Source organism: Desulfatibacillum aliphaticivorans DSM 15576, from assembly GCF_000429905.1.
Classification (GTDB): Bacteria; Desulfobacterota; Desulfobacteria; order Desulfobacterales; family Desulfatibacillaceae; genus Desulfatibacillum; species Desulfatibacillum aliphaticivorans.
Map to the genome: position 1 here is coordinate 117289 of NZ_AUCT01000020.1, position 21798 is coordinate 139086.

The window sequence follows — 21798 nt, forward strand, 5'->3', positions numbered from 1 at the left end:
AGGGGCTTGACGGACTCAGGGAAAAAGGGTACTCCTTTACCAAGCGTTCAAAAAAAGGGGCCCTCCCCCAAACGCCCCCTTCTTTATTGCATCCTATTTGTGTGAAAGGGTTTAGCCATGCATTTTGATCTTGTTATCGAACAGCCTTCCGTTTTTAACGGCTCGGGAACCAGGGCCGTCATTCAGGATGTCGGGGTGAAGGACGGAAAAATTCAGGCCTTGGGAAACCTGGCGGAGGCCGAGGCTGGAGAGCGGATTTACGCCCGGGACATGGGGCTGTGCCCGGGTTTTATCGACGTGCACACCCACGCGGACATGGCCTTGCACCGGCCGGAGCAAGTGGAGGTTCTGGCGCCCCTGGTGAGGCAGGGAATCACCACCATCGTTGGCGGGAACTGCGGGGCGGGCATGGGGCCCATCTCGGACCGCAACGCGGATTTTCAGTACAAGTTCTATGAAATTTTTCTGGGCAAGGATCAACAGCCCTATATCACCTGGCAAGGTTTCGGCGAGATGCTGGAGTCCCTGGAGGCTGGCGGCCTGTTGGTTAATACGGCTATGCTGGCGCCCCACGGCATTCTTCGCATGCACGCCATGGGGGACAGCGTGGAAACTGCAGGGCCGGACGACCTGGCCGTCATGATACAAAGCCTCCGGGAGTGCCTGGAGGCGGGCGCCGTGGGCATGAGCACCGGGCTTCAGTATTTTCCGGGACTATGCTCCGACTCCCGGGAACTCCTGGAATTGGCCAAGGTGCTGGCCGAATACGACGGCGTGTTCACCTCCCACCTGCGCAGCTACAATTCCAACGGCCTTCAAAACGCCATGGACGAAATCATGGACATAGGCCGGGAGGCGGAGATTCCCGTTCAACTGAGCCACCTGTTCTGGGTGCCTTATATGTTCGAGCCCCTGAACACCATCATGAAGGCCTTTGTAAAAGCGGCCAGCAGATTGTATAAAATTCATCCCTTTCCCATTCCTTTAGACTCGTCCACCAAATCCCACATGGCCAAGGTGGCGAGACTGGTTGACAAAGGGCAGCCCATCGGCGTGGACGCCATGCCCACCAGCGCCGGCTTCACCCATCTATTCGCCTTTTTTCCGCCTTGGAGTCTGGAGGGCGGCTTGCATGGCGTCATGAAACGGATCGCCGACCCTAAAGACCGCCTGCGCATCAGAAAAAGCATAGAAAACGGCAAGCCGGTCTGGCCCCATCGCGGCCCGGATTCCTGGTCCATGAACCTGTTTAAAATCATGGGGTGGGATTGCGCGTCAGTCATGAGCGTCACAAGCGAAAAAAATCAAAAATACATCGGGATGAATTTCGGCGAAATCGGAAAGGCCCAGGGCAAACATCCCTTTGACGCAGCCTGCGACCTGGCCTTGGAGGAAAACGGAAGGGTGCTGATTTTCGAAACCCCCACCTATCCCGGCGACCCCATGGTGGAGCTGTCCCTCCAGGGAACCCTCATGGACCCCAACGTGAGCATCGGCACCGATTACATCCCCCTGGGCTTTGGCAAGCCGTCCCATCTGACCTACGACTGCTTTCCAAAATTCCTGGGCCAATACGCCCGGGACTGGAAGCTCCTGGCCCTGCCCGAGGCCATCCGGAAATGCACGGAACTGCCGGCCTCTCAAATCAATCTCCCCAATCGGGGGAATATCGCCGAGGGCTATTATGCGGACATGGTTTTGTTCGATCCTGAAACCATCGGCTCCAACTCAACGGCCCAGGATCCCGCCCATTCCCCCAAAGGAATCCATATGGTGTTCATTAACGGCCGCAAGGTGGTGGACGGAGACGACTTCTCGCCCGATCCTTTGCCGGGTATGATGATTCGAAGATAGGACGGAAAGGGCGTTATTTTTTGCAACAAAAAAAATGAGTCCCTCATAACGGATTTTTTACCCCCCTGGTCGAGCCTTCCGCATTGCCGCATGGCATAACCTAAGACGGAATCGGCCCGCCAAAGCGGGAAAGCCTCTGTACATTTTCAGCGGCCCTGTCTTGGTGTTTTTTGCATCTGAACACAGGTAAAAATTATATAATAGTTAATGTTGGTGTGATTTAGTGTTAGTTTTTAGTTGTTTTCGTCTGCCGCTTGACTATCTGTTTTGCATCTGTCAGACTTACTTTCGATTGGAACTCGGCCTGTGACTGTCTATTTGGGTGAGCCAGCATTTTGAATTGGGGGAACCGTGGGGAAATGATTTAGGAGCGTTGTTCTTCCGCTTCATATCAGCGTTTGTTTGACGGATTGTTCCTTCCTTGGCCGGGTATTTCACTTCTTTGTAATTTCGGCTTTTCCACCAGACCGAGCACGTCTTTTTTGATTGAACGGCCGGCGTTCCGCCGCGTTTGTGCAACCAACGTTGGAGACATGCTTCCATCCAAGGCTGGATTGCAGGACCGGTAACATGATGAATGGAAAGGGGATATCCCATGGCAAGACGTAAGATGAAAGACCATTACCGGAAACTTTCCTTCATCACGGATCTGGGGGGCATACAAAACGCCCTGGGCGAGATGCACGGGTTCGGCTTTCCCAAGCAGCCGCCGTTGAATTGCGGGTGCCAGTGCCAGCCGGGAGACCCGGTGTTGGACGAGCATTGGTTCTGCAGCACCATCAAAGCCAAGATTGCCGGACACCCTGAAAACGGCATGGAATATCCGTTTTACGGGGAGCGCATTTTTGAAGAAGCTCTGGTGGGCTTTGTCCGGGGCGATGACCCCATTTTCGAAGAGTTCAAGGAAATCATCGGCCCCCATCATTTTACGCCGTGGGAGATCATGGCGTGGCAGGCGGAGAGTAACGGCGTGGAGCCGCCTTCCCCGGAGGACATCTCCGTGGTGAGTTTTGTCATGCCCATCACCAAAGCCACCCGGGACGACAACAGGAAGGCCCACCAGTGGCCGGCGGAGCGCTGGGCCCAGACCCGCCTTCATGGGGAGCTTTTCAGCCAGCTTTTCGTCCGGGAGATAGTCACCTATCTCATGAGCCGGGGAATCCTTGCCGTGGCGCCGGACGTCACTCCCAAATTCAACAAAAAAAGATACCCGAAAGTCGGGTGGGCGTCTCCCTGGTCCCATCGCCATGTGGCCTACGCCGCCGGGCTGGGAACCTTTGGCATGCACGACTTTTTAATTACGGAAAAAGGCTGCGCACACCGTCTGGGCAGCTTTGTAGTCAACCTGCGCCTGCAGCCCAACCGGGAGCGGTCCGAGGACATCCACGCCAACTGTCTGCATTATCAGGGCGTAAAATGCCTGAAATGCATGGAGCGATGCCCGGTGGGCGCCATTTCCGAGGACGGCGCCCATGACAAGGAAAAATGCTATAAAAAGGTCAAAGATTCTTTAAGATACTGCAACAAACATTACCATATTTTCATTTACGGCTGCGGCCTTTGCGCCACAGGCGTTCCTTGCGAAAACCAAATTCCCAAGCCTTTGCAAAAAAAAAAGGATAATTCCGCCCTTCAAGAAAAAACAGCCGATGTGTGTTCCGTTTCATTTTCCTCCCATTCCGCGTCCGGTATAATCAGCTCCGTAAAAGTCCAGGATTGAGGCTACTGCCGCTTTCCGGGCGATATAATCCATGATTACAATATTAAATAACCCGCATAGCGGCGTTGCCTTTAGGGGCTAATGATCCCTTTGGCCGCGCAGCGTCCTTGTGGATGGTCAGGTGTGTGCAGAATGAGGAATCTCATCCATGTTCTCCCCGTTTGTATTCGCGTCAGTTTTGTTATCCCCCTGTTGCTGTTATTGCTTTGGTCTCCGTCCATAACGGACGCGGCGGATGACGAGCTGGAAAATTACACCTTTACTCTGACCCAGTCCACCGCAGGCCATACCTTCTGGACCACGCCGCCTTCGGAGAGGGTGTTCAAGGATGACGCTCCGCCCGAGGAAACCGGCTCTCAGGTCCTCGTTTATACGGCAAAGAACGAGTTTGAGCCTTTTCAGATTGTGGTCAATCCGGCATCCACGGGAAACGTGCAGGTGACGATCGGCGATTTTGGGACGGGCGTGACAGCGGAGTTGTATCAGGTCAAATACGTCAATATTGAAACCGTGTCGGACAACCTGGGCCGCAGCGGCGATTATCCGGATCCGCTCTGGCCTCTGGAAAACGGCGCCAATGTAAACCTTACCGCAGGCGAAAACACGGCCTTTTGGGTCAGCCTGAACATCAGCAGCACAGCCGCCGCCGGCGATCATTTGGGCAGCGTGACCATTGGCGGGACGACCATCCCCGTCAATCTGCACGTTTTTAATTTTTCCGTGCCCGATGAGCTGCACGTCAAGTCCCAGATGAATTTCAGTCATAACGCCGTGCTGCAAAAATACGGCGTTTCCGGGACCGGCGATAACTACTGGATGTACGTGGACATGATGAAGCAGTTTTTCATCGACCATCGCCTGACATCCAAGTCGCCCCTTTGGTCGGGCGGGCTGACCTCCTCCGGGGGCGCGTCTTACATCACCTATGATTGCGACGCCCAGACCCTGACCGATCCCTGGGACATTTGGGGCTTTGAAAAGCCGGCCAAAAAATACCTGGACGGCGTTGGTTTTGAAGAAGGAGAGCTGTTCAACGATGGCGTGGGTTTCCCGTCCTTTATGGCCATTACCTTTCAAAATAACGACTCCTCCCAGGATCAGCGGCCCAGCACGTTTTGCGGATCTTCCCGCAGCGCAAACGACTGGTATACGGCGAACAATCCGGACTCCGTCTATAATACCAAGTGGAAGGATTACATGCACGCCACCCAGGAATATCTGAGAGGCCTGGGCTACCTGGACAGGGCCTATTACTACATGGCCAACGAGCCCCAGGACGACGAGGATTACAAAGCCGTGGCCTGGTACGCCAATCTCTTAAAAAGCGCGGCGTCCGACCTCAAGCTCATGGTTTCCGAGGAGCCTAAAGAGGAAATTTACAACAATGCAACCTTTCCCGGCGCCAAGATCGACATCTGGCTGCCTGTCCTGAACAATTACGACCCGGACATCTCCCACGACAGGGAGAAGAACCACCAGGAGGAAACCTGGGTCTACTTTCTCCACGGCACCCGGCCCCCCTATTACAACCCCATCACCCTGGACCACCCGGGCATTGAAAGCAAGTTTACGGGTTGGCTCTTATGGAAATATCGCATCCGGGGCATCGCCTATTACTCCATGAACGGATGGAGCAAGAATCCCTGGACCAGCCCCATGACCGACGGCCACAACGGCGATACTTTCATGTTCTACCCGCCGTCCGAGGATAATTCGGCCATCGATTACGGCGCGAACAACCATCGCCTGGTTCCGTCCATCCGCCTGGAGCTTATGCGCGACAGCCTGGAGGATTACGAGTACCTGTACCTGCTGAACGGCGGCGCAAATCCCTTGGTGGACGCCGTCAATCCCTCGGACGCCCAGGCGGATAAAATCATATCCAGCCTGACCTCCTACACCCGGGACAGCCAATTCATGTACAACCTGCGCAAGTACATCGGCCAATACCTGGGGAATGAAATCGCCGAAATCCCGGATATATCGCCGCTGGTGCTCCATGACCGCTCCCAGGGCGAGCCGGATAATTATTACATCAACTTTCAAAACCCGGCGGGCGAGCCTGCGGCCAATCCCCTGATCGTGGACGGCAAGACTTACATGAAAATCGGCTGGAACGACTACGACCAGGGCTTGGGCTACGGCTGGTACGGCGACATGGCCCACGTGGAATATCAATACTTGTCCAGCGCCCCCAACGTGCTCCAAGGCAGCATCCTGTACGACGATTGGGGCCGGGAGAAAACCTTTGAATTCGACCTGCCCAACGGAAATTACGAAATCACGGTTTCCGTGGGATGGCAGGGCAGGACATATTCCCATAACCAGATCGTGGTGGAAGGCGTGGATTTCGTCGTGGACGAAGCGACCAGCCCGTATCTGGTCCGCACCAGGATGGTGGAAGTCAAAGATTACAAACTCACCATGGAAATGGGAATTTTTGACGAATACACCATGCTGAACTATATGGAGATCAAGGGCAGGTCGGATATTGCAGGGGACTTGAACGGAGATTCCAACATAAACCTGACCGACGCGGTGTTGGTCCTGAAAATCCTGGCCGGCCGAAAAACAGGCGCCCTGAACCCCGAGGCCGACGTCAACGCAGACAGCGCCTTCGGCCTGGAAGAAGCCATCTACATACTGCAAACCCAGGCGGGGATGTAGGTGCGAATCCGCCCGTCAGAGACGGGGAATAAATTGGGCCGGAAGCGACTGACGCACCGAGGCCAGCCGCGGCATGCAATGCCGGGGGCCGCCAGGCCAATAAGTGCGGCCTATTAAGATCATCGAGGTTGGGGCGGATCGGCGGATGGAAATCCTTGGTTTATGCCTCTATTGTTCTCCTAAAATCGTCATAACGCATTGTAGCGACAGGCCCCCGCGCCTGTCCGCCTTTGTCTGTTATTCACGAGCGCCCATTATGACTCGGGTAGCCCAGGCAAAGCAGTATCTTGCCTGGGTCGAGAAGCGACAAAAGGAGCGACCTGAAAGGCGCATCGAAATCAGGCAAGGCCGGCGGGCGGGATGCCTTGATTAATCCGCATTTATCAAGATTCTATGAAGGGTTTTGATTATATTATAAATTATGATTTCAGAGAGTTCCGTATGCATTCCCACGCAAAGCATGGGAACGAGCACTGACAGGCCGTCCCACCGCGAAACTTTTTTTCGGGAATCCAGCGTCATCCTCTCATCATCCTGGAACGCATATTTTTAACCACGGAAGGCACGGAACACACAGAATTTTTTAACTTCCGTGACTTCCGTGTTTTCCGTGGTTTAAAAAAATTTTTCTCAGTGAATCCGGAATTTATTCTGCGTGTGACGACGGACCCGCCGGCAGGGATTGCCCGGCGCCGTTTTGGGGCAGGCTGTGAAAGACGTGGATCATCCACACCACGGCGATGATGGGGATGAACAAATTCACCAAGGGCACCAGGGCGATGAGGGTGATGATAAAGCCTCCGCCGTAAACGGCCGCCTTGTTGGTGGATTCCATGCGCAAGGCCTGGGGCTTGCCGATGTGGTATCCGGCGGCGCTTTCGAAAAACTCCCGGCCCAAGAGGTAGGTGTTTAAAGCGATGGAGACGAACAGCCCGATTCCGCCCAAGAGATAAAAGGGCAGAACCAGCATGTTCAGGAATACGGCCCATGCCGTGAACTTGATGTCGTGAAAAAGGTCCGGCCACAAACGGGGGCCTTCCTGGCGCACTTTTTCCGGGTAGTAAATGCGTTCCACCTTGTCGATGGCGGTTTCCTGGAACACCCCGCCGATGAGCACGGTCAGGGCCGGAAGCATAAACCAACCCCCCACGCCCGCGGCGATTCCCACGGTTCCCTGGATCAGCCAGTTCAGCCAGGCGGCGTCAAAGTTCACCAGCCAGGCGGTAAAAGCGTTGATTCCCATAAAAGCGGCGATCACAATAATCAGGGCCAGCCCGGCGCAAGCCAGCATGAGCGAAACCAGCCCCGCCTTGCCAATGGAAGCGATTGTTTTGGCGAATGGAAACATGATAGATCCTGTATGATGAATAGCGGTTGCACCGCGTCATTGTGCCGGCGGCCGGTTGCGGCCGCGCAACCCCCCAAGGCCTTGCCTCGCCCTATAATCATCGGGCGGGCAATCGGTTTCTTATATTAGCACAGATCCGCTTGCAATTGCTATCACTGGCGGCAAATAAAGCTTCCAATCCCTACAACGGAATGTTCCCGTGCCGCTTGACGGGATGGTTGACTGTTTTGGTCCGCAGCATTTTCAAGGCTTTGATCAAAAAACGCCTTGTTTCGGCCGGCGCCACAACTTCCTCCACATTGGTGTTGGAGGAGACGTCGTAAATGGGGTTGGCGTAGGTTTCGCGATACTCCTTCAACTTGTTTTGAAGAAAGTCGGGGTCCGTCATGGCGTCGGGATGTCTGCCGTATAGCAGCATGACGGATTGATCCGCCCCCAGAATGCCCGTTTCCATGATGGGCCAGTACACCACCAGGTCCGTGCCCAATCCCGGAAGCACCCCCATGCCAAGGTTCCCCCCTCCGTACGCCTTGCGGGTAACCACGGAAATTCTGGGCACGGCGGCCTCGCACAAAGCGTACAAGACCTTGGCGCCATGCCGGATAATGCCTGCGTGCTCCTGGGCGGAACCGGGCAGATAGGCCGGGGTGTCCACCAACAGGACCAGGGGAATGTTGAAGGAATCGCAGAACCGGATGAACCGGGCCTGCTTGTCGCTGCTGTTCACGGTCATGGACCCGGCCATCACCTTTGGCTGATTGGCTATGATCCCCACGGACCGGCCGTCCAGCCGGGCAAAGCCCACCACGACCTCTTTGGCGAACTCCTTTTTAACCTCAAAAAAGTCTCCATTGTCCACAATCACCTTGACGGCCTGCCGAACGTCGTAGGGCTTGTTGGGAGCGGTGGGCACGATGTCGGCGAGCTCGTGGCACATGCGGTCCGGGTCGTCCCCTGTTTCCACAATGGGAGGCTGTTCATCGCAATTCAGGGGGAGAAAACTTAACAAAGTGCGTATATCTGTCAGAAGCGTTTTTTCGTCCGGGCTCCGGAAATCGCAGTTGCCCGAAACCTGGGCGTGAACCCGGGCGCCGCCAAGGTCCTCCATGCTGATTTCCTCCCCGGTGACCATCTGGACCACCATGGGGCCGGTAATGAACATGTGGCTGGTTTTATCCACCATAAAGACAAAATCATTCAAGGCCGGAGAATAGACGGAAATCCCGCCGCAGGCGCCCATGATGGCCGAAATCTGGGGAATAATCCCGGAAGCCAGGGTGTTGGGATAAAACACCGAGCCCCCGTGCTTTTGGGAAATGCTGCCGAAAATAGACCGCTTGCCGGCGGACAAAAATTCCAGTTCGTCCTGGTTGGGCAGCCGCGCTCCCGGGGAGTCGTGCAGCCCGATCAGGGGCGCCCGCATTTCCAGGGCGCGCTCTATGGTGCGATACATCTTGTACCCGTGCTCTATGCCCACGGACCCGCCCCGCACCGTGCGGTCCTGGGAATAGACAAAGACCTGGCGGCCGTTTATGGTTCCGCTTCCGCACACCAGGCCGTCCGCCGGGGCGTCGAGCTTGTGGCCCGCCAGCATGTTGAGCTCCAAAAAGCTGTCAGGGTCCAGCAAAAAATCCAGTCTTTCCCTGGCGGTCATTTTGCCTTCGCTATGATGTTTTTCAATGCGATCCTCTCCGCCGCCCAAACGGACTTTCGCACGGGCTTCCTCCAACTGGGCAATTCGTTTGGAATACAATTCGTCCATCATGATCTCCCTTAATGAAATCCCGCAAGGGACTTATTTTCCTTTGAACACAGGCTCCCGTTTTTCCAGGAAGGCTCCGAAGCCCTCGATCATATCCTCCGTCTGCATGCATACGGAGAGCACATAGGATTCATAGTCCAGCGCCTGGGGCAGGTCCCATTTTCCGTAATTTTGCAGGCCGCGCTTGGCAAAGGCTATGGGAATGGGGGCGTTATGGGCGAAGCGATGCGCCATGTCCCAGGCGGCCTGGGCCAGTTCCTCCTGGGGAACCAGCTTGTTCAAGAGGCCTATGCGAAAGGCTTCCTCCGCCTCCACCACTTCGCCGCCGAAAATAAGCTCGCAGGCTTTGGAATAGCCCACAAGGCGGGGCAGAAAATAGACGCCGCCCCAATCCGGATGCACGCCGCGCCGGACGAACACCTGGCCGAATTTGGCCTTGTCGCTCCCGATCCGGATGTCGCAGGCCAGGGCCAGGTTGCATCCTCCCCCGGCGGCCGGGCCGTTGACGGAGGCGATCACCGGCTTTTCCATGCTGTTGATCAACAGCACCGCCTGGTTCATGGCATGGCGCTCCGCCGTAACGGTTGGGGCCAGGGCCTTGGTGGTTCCCGAAGCGAATTCGCCCACGTCCCCGCCCGTGCAGAAGTATTTGCCGGCGCCGGTGATGACCACGCACCGGACGTCTTTATCGGCCGCTGCATCCTCCAGGGCCTGGACGATTTCCTGACGCATGAGTCCGCCAAAGGAATTGTATCTGTCAGGCCGGTTAAGCGTTATAAGGGCCACGTGCTCTTTTTTTTCCAACAGGACATGCTCCATAATCCCCCCATAGATGACGACGCGAAAAAACTCAGCTAAAAAAAGATGTTTCCATTTGCCGGCCAATCCGCCTGAAGCCTTCCGTGATTTCGCGGATGATTTCCTCCACGCTTTGCTCCCCGGCGACAAGCCCTGCCGTCTGGCCGCACGGCATAACCGCGGTTTGCCGGTCCCCTCCGCTCATGACGTACGTGGCGTCCCCGGACTTGATCATGGCCTTATCCGCTTCGCCGGCGTCCATGCCCGCAACCATCTTTGTGACCGCGTTTTTCAAGACCCGGATGGGCATGGCTTCCTTCCCCAGGATCAGGGTCGCCTCGCAGTCCGCGTTTTTGAGGCAGTCCTTGAAAAAGGCCGGAGCGCCGCTTTCCGTACAGAGGACAAAGCGCGTCCCCATCTCCACCCCTTGGGCGCCCAAGGCGAAAGCCGCGGCCGCGCCCCGGGAGTCGGCTATGCCCCCGGCTGCGATGACCGGGATGTCCAGGTTGTCCACCAGTTGGGGGATGAGGCAAAAGGTCGTCACATGCTCCCTCCCCACATGTCCGCCCGCTTCAAAGCCCATGGCCGTGACCGCGTCCACGCCGGCGTCCTGGGCTTTCAGGGCCATGGCCAGGGAGGAAACCTTGTGCACGACCTTGAGCCCGCCCTCCCGGGCAAGCCCCATAATCTTGGCCGGATTCCCGGCGGAGGTGCTGATGGCCTTCACTCCCATTTCAATGGCGACCTCAATGAGTTCCCGCGCATTGGGCCGATACACCGGAATATTCACGCCCACCGGTTTGTCTGTCAGGGTTTTAACCTCTTCCAATTGCCTGCGCAGGGTTTCGGGCGCCATGCCCGAGGCGGCGATGAGGCCGAATCCCCCGGCATTGGAAACCGCCGCAGCCAGCCTGGCGTGGGTGATCAGCCGCATGGCGCCCAGAACAATGGGGTATTGGGTTCCCAGGATTTCCGAAACCGGGTTATTCTTGCTGCAACTTGGCATACTCCTCCTTCAATTCCATTTTTTTGACTTTCATGGTGGCGGTGAGGGGCAATTCCTCCACAAAGAAAATTTTGGAAGGATGCTTGAACCGGGCCGCCTTTCCCTGGAGGTATTCCAAAACCTCTTCCTCGGCCAGTTCCTGGCCCATGGCGGGCACGATAAAGGCGGCGCCCGTCTCCCCCCATTTTTCGTCGGGCACTCCAATGATGGAAACATTCAACACCTTGGGATGGCCTGCCAGAATCTTTTCCACTTCCGCCGGATATACGTTTTCGCCGCCGCTGCGGTACATGTCCTTGGCCCGGTCCACAATGTACAGGTAGCCTTCCTCATCCATGTACCCCAGGTCGCCGGTGTTCAGAATGCCGTTGACAATGGCTTTTTCCGTCATGTCAGGCAGGTTCCAATAACGGCTCATGACCGTGGGGCCCTTGGCGAGAATATGGCCGATTTCACCCGGGGGAAGCTCCTTGCCGTTGTTGTCCCCAATCCATACATGGGCGAAAAAGCCGGGCTTGCCGATGGAACCCATTTTTCGCTGGATGTCTTCCTTGGGAACAAGGGTCATGGCGCTGCATTCGGTCTGGCCGAAGCCCTGCTGCATGTACAGCCCTCGTTTGGCCAGTTCCTCAAACAGGCTGGGGGGCGTTCTTTCCCCGCCTCCCATGACGCTGCGCACGCTGGAGACGTCAATCTGATCCAGCTTGCCGGTGTCCAGGATAAACCGCCACATGGTGGTGAGCGCGAAAACCGCCGTGGCCTTATAACGCTCTATATCCTGGGCGAATTCGTCCGGGTTGAATCCCCGCCGCATGACCAGGGTGATGCCCGAAAAAATCACGGGGGTGGCCACAATGAACAGGCCTCCCGAATGGAACAAAGGCATTTGGGCCACCATGACTTCGTTGGCGGAGATGTTCTGATTGTCCTGCACATAGAGGGAGGTTTGAAAGCACTTGAAATAGGTCTGCCCGTGGGAAAGAACCGCGCCTTTGGGATTGCCGGTCACGCCGCTGGTGTATACGATGGCCAAATCGTCGTCCATGGCGATGGGGCTGTCCGGGACGGGCTCGCTAACCGGTTTGTCGTCCGCGCCTGCATGAAAATCAGCGGCCCAGTCAGGCCGGGCCGGGGCGTCGGGGTTTCCGCTTTGGCAATAGACGAACTTGTCGTTTTCCACCTTCAGGTTGGAACGAACAGGATCGATGGAGTAAAAAAAGCAGTCGTGAAAAAGCAGCAGGCGGCATTGGGAGTCGTTGATCTGGTATTCCAGTTCCGGGCCTGTCAGCCGCCAGTTCAAGGGAACGAAGATGACCCCCAGCTTGGCCGCCGCAAAATAGCATTCCAAAAACTCCATGCAATTGAGCATGAGCACGCCGATTCTGTCGCCCTTTTTGATCCCCAACTGCTGCAGATAATGGGCGCACCGGTTGGCGCCCTGGTTGAGCTGTTTGTACGAAAAGGGCTCGTCCTCAAAAATGACGGCGGTCTTGTCAGGCGTATTTTGTTCTCTTTTCTTAATAATATATCCCACATCCCAATGCGTTGACATAGCAAAATTCTCCTTTCTTTTCAGGGCGTTTTACGTGCAAATCAAGCTCCGGCGCAGGGCCCCGGCTTTTGGACGCAAAACGCCTGTCCGGGTAAAGCCGCCCGAAAATTCCGAAGCGCCCCCCCATGGGGACGGCCTTCTATTTGGTAATTAGGACTCTACAAAACCCCCTATATTCCCTTGAACACGGGGCTCCTTTTTTCAATAAAGGCCAGTTGGCCTTCTTTAAGATCCTCGCTGGCAAAGCTCTCCGCCTGAAGCTGTTCCGCCAAAGTTTTCTGTTCGGCGGTCAACCCGGTTTGGCGGGCCAGCATATTCAGGATGGTTTTGGCCCCTTTGAGGGAAAGAGGCGCATTGCCGGCAATGGAGGCGGCGAAACGCCTGACCTCTTCCTGAAACGTTTCCCTGGGATACAAATGGCTCACCACTCCCATTTCCCTGGCCTGATGCGCGGTGTACGTCCCCGCGGTCATAAACAGTTCCCGGGTTGCACTCATTCCAATGGCGTCCACAAATTGCCGGAAGCCTTCCGCGTGGTAGACCAACCCCAATTTGGCCGGAGGCATTCCGAATTTGGCGTCGTCCGCGGACACCCTGATATCGCAGCATACCGAAAGGTTCAGGGCCGCGCCGAAGCAGAACCCGTTCCACGCGGCCAGGGTGGGATAGGGAAAATTTTCCAGGGAGTGCAGCGCCAGTTCAATAGGATTGGCGCTTTTTAAAAGGTCTTCCATTTCCGGGGCGATTTCCGTAGGTATCGCCGTAATATCGTACCCGGAAGAAAAGGCCTGGCCCTGGCCTCCCGTTACGACCACGCACCGGACTTCCGAGCCTTTGGCCCATTCCTCCAAAGCCAGGTGCATCCGGATGAGCATGTCCGGCGTGAGGGAATTCCTTTTTTCCGGACGATTGAACGTCAGGGTTCCCACATGGTTTGTTACTTCCACAAGCAGGTTATCCCGGGTCATGAACATCTTCCTTTCCCTGTACGCCCCCTTGCCTGTGCAGAGGGCCGGCCTTGTTTGGGCGATTCCACCCACAGGCCCGGATCAAACCCCCTGCCCGAAATCCAGGATGGGCCGGGTTTCCACCACTTCCAGCTTGACAAGGTGCTTGAGCATGGAGGAGGCGTCGCCAATGCGTTTTTTGATTTCCGCGTGAACCGCCTCGAACTCCGGCCCTTCGTCGGCCGTGTCCAGCATTTTCAAATAAAGGCGGCATCCTTCCATGGCCATGCCGGTCTTGCCCTGGATGGTCACAAAAAGGGCGGCGAAGGGATTTTGATTGAGATTGTCGTAGGTCCTGTTATCGCCCAGCATCAGGCGGATTTTGTCGCCGTCCACCAGCGTGGGGGAGCCGAAAACCGCCGCATTAACCCTTCCTTCGGCGTTGGCAGTGGCAAGCACATTGGTTCTGTCGGGCGACTCCAGGAATTCGGCGACGGTTTCACTTACCTGCATAACGTTTCTCCTTTGCGTCTTGAGCTTCAATCAGTGGAAAAGATCCTGTTCAGCCTGTTTTCCGCAGCCAGGTTCTTTGCGTCTCCATAAAGAAATGACCATTTCAAAAGTTTTTCCATGGCCGACGGAAGCTGTCCGAAGCGGCTTACGAACTGAATGGTCCTCCCATACTGCTCCTTCATTCGGCTCCGGTCCTTTACGCCGCATCCAATGGTGACCAGATTGATGTTTTGCTGACGGCAGTAATCTATCCCGCACGACGCATCCACCCCGAAATTGGACTCCCCGTCCGTAACGTGGATGAGCAGCTTGCGCCGTTTGTCTTTGGGCATAAAATACGCCGCTGCGATGATGGCCTGCCCCGAGGCGGTCTGGCCGCTGGGCGGCACGGATAAAAGGTTTCGGCCGGAAATCAGCCGGGACATCATGCAAATGCCGTCCATTTCAAAATAGGCCCAGGCGCCCAGGCGGTTTTGCGAGCCGGAAAGGGCCTTATGCATATTGCCCACGGTGTTTTCCACCATGCGCCATTTACCGCCCCGCATGCTGCCCGTGGCGTCCAAAAGCAGGGTGACGTTCCAGTCCTCGGAAGGCATGGAATCCACCTGACGAAAGCAGCGGCCGTTGATGGGCGCCCGGTAAAGCCTGCGCCGGTCTATGCGTCCGCAGGCAAGCCCCCGGCTGACTATTTTTTGCCGCTCTGCGTAATTGGCGAATATAGCCCTCAGCCGGCCCACGGTTTTCCGGTCGATGACCGGGTGGGCGGCGATGTTGAAATCCCATCTGGATATGGGCGCCACGTCCGGGTTGTCCGGTCCGACTATGGACCGGATAATGGGCGTAATATCCGCAGAGCCCTGCGCCAGGCTGATTTCGACATCCCGTCTTAGCTCGGCGTCCAGGCCATTTTTTTTCGTTTTGGCGGGGAGGGCGGCGTCCTGCGCATTGACGCTGGAGACTGCCGAAGCCGGCGCCCACAAAAGGCGCTTATCCAAAATTTGCAGGCCCTTTACCGCCCCTTCGAGCGCAGCCCAGGCGTTTTTGTAGAGGGCCGCCCGCTCCTGGCAGCGCTGGAGTACGCCTGCGCGCCGATCCGGAAGATTCTTCAGATTTCCGGTCAGATTTTGAAGGATTTCCAGGCCTTTTTCGTAGGCCGGGTTCACGGCGCCCTCATCCTGTACAGTCCATACGGACGCCCACCAAAGATGAATGAGAGCCTCCAGGCTGGGCTTTTCCCGGTTCAAACGGGATTCGGCGTCCTCTAAAACCCTGTTTCGTACGCCGGACGTGTAGCGGCCCAGGACCGACCGGTCCGCCAAAAGGTCCACGTATATATCCTCGCCGGTGTGGACAATTCTTTGAAAGGCGACCCTGGACAATCCGGGCAATGCGGCAAAATCCGGGGAAAGCAGTTTCCACACCTTTTCCGACCACTCTGTTTTATGGAAGGCCTCATGGACCGTCAGCCCCACGGCCGCATCCACGGTCTTGGGAGGCACGGGGTATTCGCCCATAACCAGGGCCGGATCAATGACAATGGAAGCCGCCTCGCCGTGGGACATGCCCGAATATTCGATGACGCCCACATTAGGCCCGATGTGGCCTGCCGCCTTGCGGAGCGCCCGAAGCAGGTTGGCAAGCTCTTCGGCTTCCAAGCAGGAGGTGTTTTTCCGCCAGAAGCCTGACAGGGACGGAGGCGACGCGTTCCCATGGTGATCGGCTCGCGGATTAGTATGCATTGTATCTGCTTCCATTGGACTTTTCCGTTGCTCCGGTCTGCAGGTGCAGGGAGAGCAGCACCGATTCCAGAATGTCGCGGCTCACCTGAAGGCTTTCGGCGAAAGCCTCTTTCACCGTAGCTCCCACGGCGACCATTTCGGCGATCATGAGGGTGTGCCGGGTGGATACGGTAACAGGCTCCTGGGCGTTTTTTCTAAGCTGGCCCGCCACATTCACGATGGTTTGGGCGTCCGCCGGGCTGATTCCGGTTTTCAGGTGCAAAACATTGGTTTCCACTTGGGGCGTCAAATAGTCCATGAGGGTCACGTAAAACCGATCCCTCAAGGCGGCGTCCAGCATTTCGGTTCCCACAAACTCCTCGCCCTCATTAAGGGTTGCGAAAAAAACCACCCCCGGCGCCACCTTGATAAGCCCCAGTTCATCGGTCCAGACCTGCCGGTCCTGGGAGAGAACCGAAAACAGCATGTTCAAAGCCTTGGGATGTTCGGGCCTGTTGATTTCCTCCAGGTGAATCACGCATCCGGGAGTTTGGATGGCCTGGGGAAAAAGGAATTGCTGATAATAGGTCTCGCCGTCCTTGAGCCTGTGCTCTCCAAAAAGCTGTCCGGGTTCGGATAAAATGCCGATTTGAAAAGCAGCCAGGGGGCGATTGTTCCTGGCGGCGAACTGACGCACCATGGTGGATTTTCCGCACCCCTGCCTGCCTGCCGCCAGTACATTGACGGGGTGGCGTTGCGACAAGGCTTCGATCCTTCCCAGGTTGTCAATGATGTCTTGGGGCAGGAAAAAATGCTCCTCCCGCTGGGGGATTTCCAATCCGTGTTCCGTTTCCGCCATTGTTTTTCCCTTCCTTTAAAAAAACAACTCCCGGGACCGCTGTTTGATAAAATCCCCCAACTGGGGAATGTTCCAGCGTTCGTTCATGCGCCGCAACCCGCCTATCAATTCCATGGCCCTTTTTTGCACCTCCGGCTTGTCAGAGCGCTCTATCCCGGCCAGTTCCCGGCACAGATCACGCATTTGCATTTCTTCCTTTTCCAGGGCCGCGGCCCGGGAGAACATGACATGAGCTCCGCACCGGGGGCATTGGCGCATGTCGGACTCCCCGCAGGCGGGGCAGCCGTTTTTGCACAGAAAGGCAAAATCCTGGACTTCGCCCTTAAAACCGCATTCATGACAAGCAAGCTCCACGCTTACCTCCTTGGGTCTGTCTTACTCGGACGTCAGGGTTGGTAAAACTCTGGCGTAAGCATGAAAACCGGGCCGGGACCATCTTATGCCGAAAGAAATCCCGGCCCGGCGGCGAAACAATTACCTGGCGTCTTCCGCCAGGCCTTCAATGCCCGCGGATTTGCCCCAGGGGGCCTCGCCTGCGTCCACCCTTTGGCGGGCTTCCCCGGCCATTTCGTCCACGGCGAGCCATGCCTGGCATTGGGGGCACTGACGCAGGGTTATGGGAGCGTCAATGCGTGCGTTGTAGAGATACCGGAAAGAGGAAACTCCGGCTTCGTGACTGCATTCCGTGCATTTCATGTTTTTTCCTCCTGAAATCCGAGGGGCCCAGCCCCCCGGATTTTTTCTTTCTTGCGGAATGATGCATTTCCTCCGGTTAGATGCCCTGGACGGTTCTTTGGATGATGTTGTCCTGGGTTTTGCGGGAAATATCCACAAAGTGGGCGCTGTATCCGGCCACCCGGACGATGACCTCGGAGTATTTCTCCGGGTCCTTTTGAGCGGCCCGCAGGGTTTCGTCCGAAACCATATTGAACTGGACGTGGTCCAGCCCCAGGTCGGCCCAGGTGCGGATATAGGCTTTCCAAAGCTGATAGCCTTTTTCCCCGGCCAATTGGGTGGGGGAAAGACGCTGGTTCAGCAGGAACGCCCGGCCGTCGGAAACGTGGTCGATTTTGCCGCAGGATTTCAAAACGGCCGAGGGGCCTTTTTTGTCCAGGCCAGGGCCGGGGGAAATGCCGCCGTCGTACAGGGCGTCCCCGCACCGGCGCCCGTTGGGCAGTGCGCCCACGATGGAGGCGTAATGAATATTGCCGGAGACGTTTTCGGGCAGGATGGGCCAACTGTTGCCCGAGGGGCATTTCATGACGCGGCTGTGCCTGGCGGTCTCCCGGAGGCAGCGAAGCATGATGTCGTCCACGTAATCGTCGTCATTGCCCCATTTGGGAGCGTTGTTGACGAAGTCCAGGCGCATTTCCTCGTAGCCGTCCCAATTGGCCTTGAGGGCGGTGAGCAACTGCTCCATGGTGTATTTTTTATCGTCAAAAACCAGCTTTTTGACCGCGGCCAGGGAGTCGATGTTCTCCACCCAGGTGAATGCCGTGACCCAGCAGTTGCCGCGATCCCCCACCGGGCTGACCACGTCCAGACCGGATTCCACACTGCGTTCGCTCATGCCGGAGAGAAAAGGCCTGCCGAAAAACTCGGGGTCCTTGTATCTGCCCAGGTTGACGGTGCGGACCAGTAGGCTGGTGAGCCATTCCATCTGTTTGACCCAGGCCTGGAAAAGGTCCTCAAAATCATGGAACTTGGCGGCGTCCCCGGTTTCAGGCCCCATTTGCATGCCCACCACGTGGTCATAGCCGTTGTGCAGGGCGTATTCCACCATCTTGGCGCAGTTGGCGGTGGCCGAAGCCATGCGCATGGGCTGCACCCCGTGCTTGGTGGTGGGGCAGGGGCTCATGCAGGCCTGATGCACCCAGGTGCGCGCCTCTTCCAGAGGATGGCCGTGCCAGTGCATGGCGTTCTGGATAAGCAAGGGGTCGTTGCGGATGGACGGATACCCCAGGCCGTGGCGGATGCACTCAAAGCATTCGCGCAGGACTTCGTCCTTGACTTTGGGATGCCATCGGAACCCAAAGGTGGGATTGGACACCCTGACCAGGCGGGCCGCCTGGAGAAAGGCGACGGTCAGATCGTTGCACGCGTCCGAGCCGTCCTTGTTCACGCCTCCCAGGGTCCAGACCCAGGTGCCGGTAATGCCCTGAAGGCCTTCCCGCGCCCACCGGGGGGCGAAGCCGCCCACCTCGTAAGCCCGAATCATGAACTCGCCCACCAGATCCAATGCGTCTTCCTTGGTGAGGGTTTTGTCGACGTTCACGTCCTTGTCGTAATAGGGCCCGTGATAATAGTCGGGCCTTGCCGGCCAGGCCCCTTCGTGGGCTTCCGTTCTGGCGAATATCTGGATGAAGTGGTCGTACTGCAGGGATTCCTGGAGATTCCTGGGCGCCCTGGCAGGCACTCTTTCGCAGGTTTCGGCGATTTTAAGCAGTTCTTCCCGCCGTTTTTCATCCGTCTCCATGTTTTCGGCCATGGTTCTCGCCAGCCTTGCATACCGCTTGGCGTGACGGATGCCCGCCTCCAGGACCAGGATCATGGCGTCCCAGTTCTGGAGTCTGTCGTAGATATCCAGGATTTCAGGGCCGGGAACGCCCACGGTTTTATCCTCGGCCTTTTCAATGGCTGCGTTGATTTCCTCGATAATGTCTTCAAATCCCCGCCTTCCCGCAAACAGGTACTCATAATCCTTGCCGGAGTATCCGTAGGCGGAGGAAGGCGCTCCCCAGCCAATGGCGCCGGATAGGAATTTCACCGCGTCTTCGGGGTCCAGGATGCGGGCCACCTTGTCCACGGCTGTCTGGCCCGCCCAATAGTCATTGAGCTCCGCCACTTTTTGCAGGGATTCATTTTCGGGCTCGGGCATGATGCCCGGTTCGTTGTAGGCTTCCTCGTTGACCATGGACGCGCCGTCCACACGCCACATGATGGTGTTGGGCAGGCTGCCGAAGTAGCCCACCAATTGGGCGTGGTCGGTGATGAAGATCGTTTTTTTGTCCAGGACATGGGCGATGGCCTTGGCTCTGCGCATCATGATTGGGTCGTATTTCCAGAATTTCCACATGTCCGTAAAAAGGGTCGCGCATTCCAAATCCAGCTTAATTCCCGGGGCGTAATTGCCCCCCAAAGCGCCTTTTTTCCAGATAGATTTTCTTAAGTAATCCAGACGCTTGGAACGCTTTTTTTCAGCGACCCACCACCATTCCTGTTTGTCTTCCAGTTCTTGGACAGACTGGTCCTGTGCTGGTTCTGCTACCATTTCCATTCCTCCACATTGTGGGACAATCTCCCCCCGGACCTGTCCCGTTTTGAATTATGGGTATGGTAAAAACCCAACTAATACGGTTTTTATGACTCTACTTTTTTTTTGGTTCTACTTCTTTTGAAAGGATTCACATCCGGAAGCGTCGTTGTCCTCCCGGACCGGCTTGCTTTGGTAGAAAGCCTGCCTGGGATCCACCACCCTGCGGACGCAGTCCCCCTGGCCGGGTTCATCTTCCCTGAGGAAAAAACTTCTGCATTCGGCGCATGTCGACATAAGAACCATCACCTCCTTTCAATTCGATTTGACCTGAGAATTCGATTCGCAGCGCAGCGTTTATTTAATGGCTTTTTCCATCTGACGCTGCACTCTCCTGTATGAAGGATCATTGACTTCGTTGCCGTCGGTATCAATTAAATCCTGGCGGTTGAAATACTCGCACCCGGCGCCGTCGCTGTTGAACAGAACCGTCAGGCTGGCCTGGCCTTCCATGACATAGACAGGCGGATTCACCTTGATGTCGGACCCCACCTTGAGCTTTTTGCAATAGCCGCGGCCGTCCGAAGCGTAGGCGTTTTCGGAAAAGTTTTTGCAAAACCCGCATGCCTTCTCGGGGACGTTTTCCCTTTCCTCGACGGAACGGGCCTTGCTCACGTCTCCCAGCATTCCATTAGCCACTTGTTTCCACTGACTCCTCCGGGACATTGATGCCTCCTTGTCATGACGATGAGGGTTTTCAGGTTATACCAGGCGGATCAACCGCCGATGGTTACTTTGCGTCTTCAAAGCCGGAGCCGCCGATGGTGGTTTTCAGGCCGCTCATTTCGTAATACTCCTTGGGAATTTCCAGCAGGGAGGGCTCCATGGCCTCCACCCGCCCCAAGGGCCAATCCAGCCCCAGCCACCCGTATTTGTCCTGGCACCAGTTGTGGTACGGCAGCAAATCCACCCGATGGATTTTTCCGGGAAGGCCGTTCAGGAACTCCACGGCCGCCTGGTGATCCTCGATGGAATCATTGAAGCCGGGGATCACCGGGATTCGCACCCAGGTTTCCACCCCGGTTTGAGTCAGGCGGGCGAGGTTTTTCATAATCAAGGCGTTATCCACGCCGGTCCATTGCTTGTGTTTTTCCGGGTCCGTGTGCTTGAGGTCGAAAAGGACTATGTCGATGTATTTCAGGAGCCTCTGCAGAATGTCCCAGGAACAGTACCCGTTGGTGTCCAGGCAGGTGTGAAGCCCCCGAGCCTTGGCGCCCGCCAGGAGCTTTTCAGCGAAGTCCGGATGCGCCGTGGGTTCTCCGCCGGAAAGAGTCATGCCGCCTCCGGAGTTTTTGTAAAAGGGCAGGTCCGACTCCACTTCGTCCAGGATTTCCTTCACGGTTAGGAGCTTGCCCGTTATTTCCAGGGCGCCGTAAGGGCAAACCGCCGCGCATTGCATGGAATGATTGCAGCGGGCAAGGTCGATTTTGTAATAATCCACGCCTTCCGACTGGGCCAGAACCGGGTCGATGGGAGGCTGGATCGCCTCCGTGGGACAGGCTTCCATGCATGCGCCGCATTGTGCGCAGAGCCTTTTTTTCCAGAAAACCTGAGCTTTTGCGTCAATGGTTTCGGGGTTGTGGCACCAGACGCACTTGAGGGGGCAGCCCTTTAAAAAGACGTTGGTGCGGAATCCCGGACCGTCGTTTATGGCAAAACGCTGAATTTCCGTAATCAAGCAGGCATTGGCCATTTTTCCCTCCCGCTCCGTTTCCTTGTGAGGCGGAAATCCTCCGCCAAA

Annotated in this window: 18 protein-coding genes; 3 read left to right on the forward strand and 15 right to left on the reverse strand. The window is 56.5% G+C overall.

The window, feature by feature from the left end:
• Positions 1-117 precede the first annotated feature (117 nt).
• From G491_RS0117535 to G491_RS0117545, 3 genes are all read left to right on the forward strand, one after another.
• A complete protein-coding gene (locus G491_RS0117535; protein ID WP_028315520.1) occupies positions 118-1854 on the forward strand; it encodes an N-acyl-D-amino-acid deacylase family protein in 1737 nt (578 codons plus the stop codon).
• A 595-nt stretch (positions 1855-2449) separates the two neighbouring features.
• Entirely contained in the window at positions 2450-3574 is a 1125-nt protein-coding gene (locus G491_RS0117540; protein WP_248635432.1) for an epoxyqueuosine reductase, read from the forward strand.
• A gap of 132 nt (positions 3575-3706) precedes the next feature.
• Positions 3707-6241: a glycoside hydrolase domain-containing protein gene (locus tag G491_RS0117545; RefSeq protein ID WP_028315522.1), complete on the forward strand. Its 2535-nt coding sequence runs from the start codon at positions 3707-3709 to the stop codon at positions 6239-6241.
• A 646-nt stretch (positions 6242-6887) separates the two neighbouring features.
• Here G491_RS0117545 and G491_RS0117555 read toward each other — a convergent pair.
• From G491_RS0117555 to G491_RS0117625, 15 genes are all read right to left on the reverse strand, one after another.
• The gene (locus tag G491_RS0117555; protein WP_028315523.1) at positions 6888-7589 is read right to left on the reverse strand and encodes an EI24 domain-containing protein; all 702 of its coding nucleotides are present in this window, start codon (positions 7587-7589) and stop codon (positions 6888-6890) included.
• 181 nt (positions 7590-7770) lie between these two features.
• On the reverse strand, positions 7771-9354 hold the full coding sequence (locus G491_RS0117560) for an acyl-CoA carboxylase subunit beta (RefSeq protein WP_157468366.1): 1584 nt from the start codon (positions 9352-9354) through the stop codon (positions 7771-7773).
• A gap of 30 nt (positions 9355-9384) precedes the next feature.
• Positions 9385-10170: an enoyl-CoA hydratase/isomerase family protein gene (locus G491_RS0117565; protein WP_012610870.1), complete on the reverse strand. Its 786-nt coding sequence runs from the start codon at positions 10168-10170 to the stop codon at positions 9385-9387.
• A gap of 31 nt (positions 10171-10201) precedes the next feature.
• On the reverse strand, positions 10202-11155 hold the full coding sequence (locus G491_RS0117570) for an NAD(P)H-dependent flavin oxidoreductase (protein WP_035219287.1): 954 nt from the start codon (positions 11153-11155) through the stop codon (positions 10202-10204).
• The gene (locus G491_RS0117575; RefSeq protein ID WP_028315527.1) at positions 11133-12707 is read right to left on the reverse strand and encodes a class I adenylate-forming enzyme family protein; all 1575 of its coding nucleotides are present in this window, start codon (positions 12705-12707) and stop codon (positions 11133-11135) included. The genes G491_RS0117570 and G491_RS0117575 overlap by 23 nt, the downstream gene beginning before the upstream one ends.
• 170 nt (positions 12708-12877) lie before the next feature.
• A complete protein-coding gene (locus G491_RS31325) occupies positions 12878-13675 on the reverse strand; it encodes an enoyl-CoA hydratase/isomerase family protein (protein ID WP_051327347.1) in 798 nt (265 codons plus the stop codon).
• An 81-nt stretch (positions 13676-13756) separates the two neighbouring features.
• Complete coding sequence (locus tag G491_RS0117585; RefSeq protein ID WP_051327348.1) at positions 13757-14167, reverse strand: pyridoxamine 5'-phosphate oxidase family protein; 411 nt, start codon at positions 14165-14167, stop codon at positions 13757-13759.
• 26 nt (positions 14168-14193) lie between these two features.
• On the reverse strand, positions 14194-15921 hold the full coding sequence (locus G491_RS0117590; protein ID WP_248635434.1) for a vWA domain-containing protein: 1728 nt from the start codon (positions 15919-15921) through the stop codon (positions 14194-14196).
• Positions 15896-16744, reverse strand: a complete 849-nt coding sequence (locus G491_RS0117595) for an AAA family ATPase (protein WP_012610865.1) — start codon at positions 16742-16744, stop codon at positions 15896-15898. The genes G491_RS0117590 and G491_RS0117595 overlap by 26 nt, the downstream gene beginning before the upstream one ends.
• Positions 16745-16759: 15 nt before the next feature.
• The gene (locus tag G491_RS0117600; RefSeq protein ID WP_012610864.1) at positions 16760-17098 is read right to left on the reverse strand and encodes a hypothetical protein; all 339 of its coding nucleotides are present in this window, start codon (positions 17096-17098) and stop codon (positions 16760-16762) included.
• Between the two features lie 120 nt (positions 17099-17218).
• Positions 17219-17440, reverse strand: a complete 222-nt coding sequence (locus G491_RS0117605) for a hypothetical protein (RefSeq protein ID WP_012610863.1) — start codon at positions 17438-17440, stop codon at positions 17219-17221.
• Between the two features lie 76 nt (positions 17441-17516).
• A complete protein-coding gene (locus G491_RS0117610; protein WP_084511574.1) occupies positions 17517-20015 on the reverse strand; it encodes a pyruvate formate lyase family protein in 2499 nt (832 codons plus the stop codon).
• 114 nt (positions 20016-20129) lie between these two features.
• Positions 20130-20294: a benzylsuccinate synthase gamma subunit family protein gene (locus tag G491_RS34980; protein ID WP_012610861.1), complete on the reverse strand. Its 165-nt coding sequence runs from the start codon at positions 20292-20294 to the stop codon at positions 20130-20132.
• Between the two features lie 60 nt (positions 20295-20354).
• Positions 20355-20723 (reverse strand): hypothetical protein, encoded by a 369-nt coding sequence (locus tag G491_RS0117620; RefSeq protein ID WP_012610860.1) that lies wholly within the window; start codon positions 20721-20723, stop codon positions 20355-20357.
• 64 nt (positions 20724-20787) lie between these two features.
• The gene (locus G491_RS0117625) at positions 20788-21750 is read right to left on the reverse strand and encodes a glycyl-radical enzyme activating protein (RefSeq protein ID WP_028315532.1); all 963 of its coding nucleotides are present in this window, start codon (positions 21748-21750) and stop codon (positions 20788-20790) included.
• Positions 21751-21798 lie beyond the last annotated feature (48 nt).

Bases quoted from the DNA above. Each gene is read 5' to 3' on its own strand.
- G491_RS0117605 (WP_012610863.1), bottom strand. From the start codon at position 17,440: ATGAAATGCACGGAATGCAGTCACGAAGCCGGAGTTTCCTCTTTCCGG.
- G491_RS34980 (WP_012610861.1), bottom strand. From the start codon at position 20,294: ATGTCGACATGCGCCGAATGCAGAAGTTTTTTCCTCAGGGAAGATGAA.
- G491_RS0117570 (WP_035219287.1), bottom strand. From the start codon at position 11,155: ATGCCAAGTTGCAGCAAGAATAACCCGGTTTCGGAAATCCTGGGAACC.
- G491_RS0117610 (WP_084511574.1), bottom strand. From the start codon at position 20,015: ATGGTAGCAGAACCAGCACAGGACCAGTCTGTCCAAGAACTGGAAGAC.
- G491_RS31325 (WP_051327347.1), bottom strand. From the start codon at position 13,675: ATGACCCGGGATAACCTGCTTGTGGAAGTAACAAACCATGTGGGAACC.
- G491_RS0117625 (WP_028315532.1), bottom strand. From the start codon at position 21,750: ATGGCCAATGCCTGCTTGATTACGGAAATTCAGCGTTTTGCCATAAAC.
- G491_RS0117545 (WP_028315522.1), top strand. From the start codon at position 3,707: ATGAGGAATCTCATCCATGTTCTCCCCGTTTGTATTCGCGTCAGTTTT.
- G491_RS0117585 (WP_051327348.1), bottom strand. From the start codon at position 14,167: ATGCAGGTAAGTGAAACCGTCGCCGAATTCCTGGAGTCGCCCGACAGA.
- G491_RS0117590 (WP_248635434.1), bottom strand. From the start codon at position 15,921: ATGGAAGCAGATACAATGCATACTAATCCGCGAGCCGATCACCATGGG.
- G491_RS0117540 (WP_248635432.1), top strand. From the start codon at position 2,450: ATGGCAAGACGTAAGATGAAAGACCATTACCGGAAACTTTCCTTCATC.
- G491_RS0117560 (WP_157468366.1), bottom strand. From the start codon at position 9,354: ATGATGGACGAATTGTATTCCAAACGAATTGCCCAGTTGGAGGAAGCC.
- G491_RS0117555 (WP_028315523.1), bottom strand. From the start codon at position 7,589: ATGTTTCCATTCGCCAAAACAATCGCTTCCATTGGCAAGGCGGGGCTG.
- G491_RS0117595 (WP_012610865.1), bottom strand. From the start codon at position 16,744: ATGGCGGAAACGGAACACGGATTGGAAATCCCCCAGCGGGAGGAGCAT.
- G491_RS0117620 (WP_012610860.1), bottom strand. From the start codon at position 20,723: ATGTCCCGGAGGAGTCAGTGGAAACAAGTGGCTAATGGAATGCTGGGA.
- G491_RS0117575 (WP_028315527.1), bottom strand. From the start codon at position 12,707: ATGTCAACGCATTGGGATGTGGGATATATTATTAAGAAAAGAGAACAA.
- G491_RS0117535 (WP_028315520.1), top strand. From the start codon at position 118: ATGCATTTTGATCTTGTTATCGAACAGCCTTCCGTTTTTAACGGCTCG.
- G491_RS0117565 (WP_012610870.1), bottom strand. From the start codon at position 10,170: ATGGAGCATGTCCTGTTGGAAAAAAAAGAGCACGTGGCCCTTATAACG.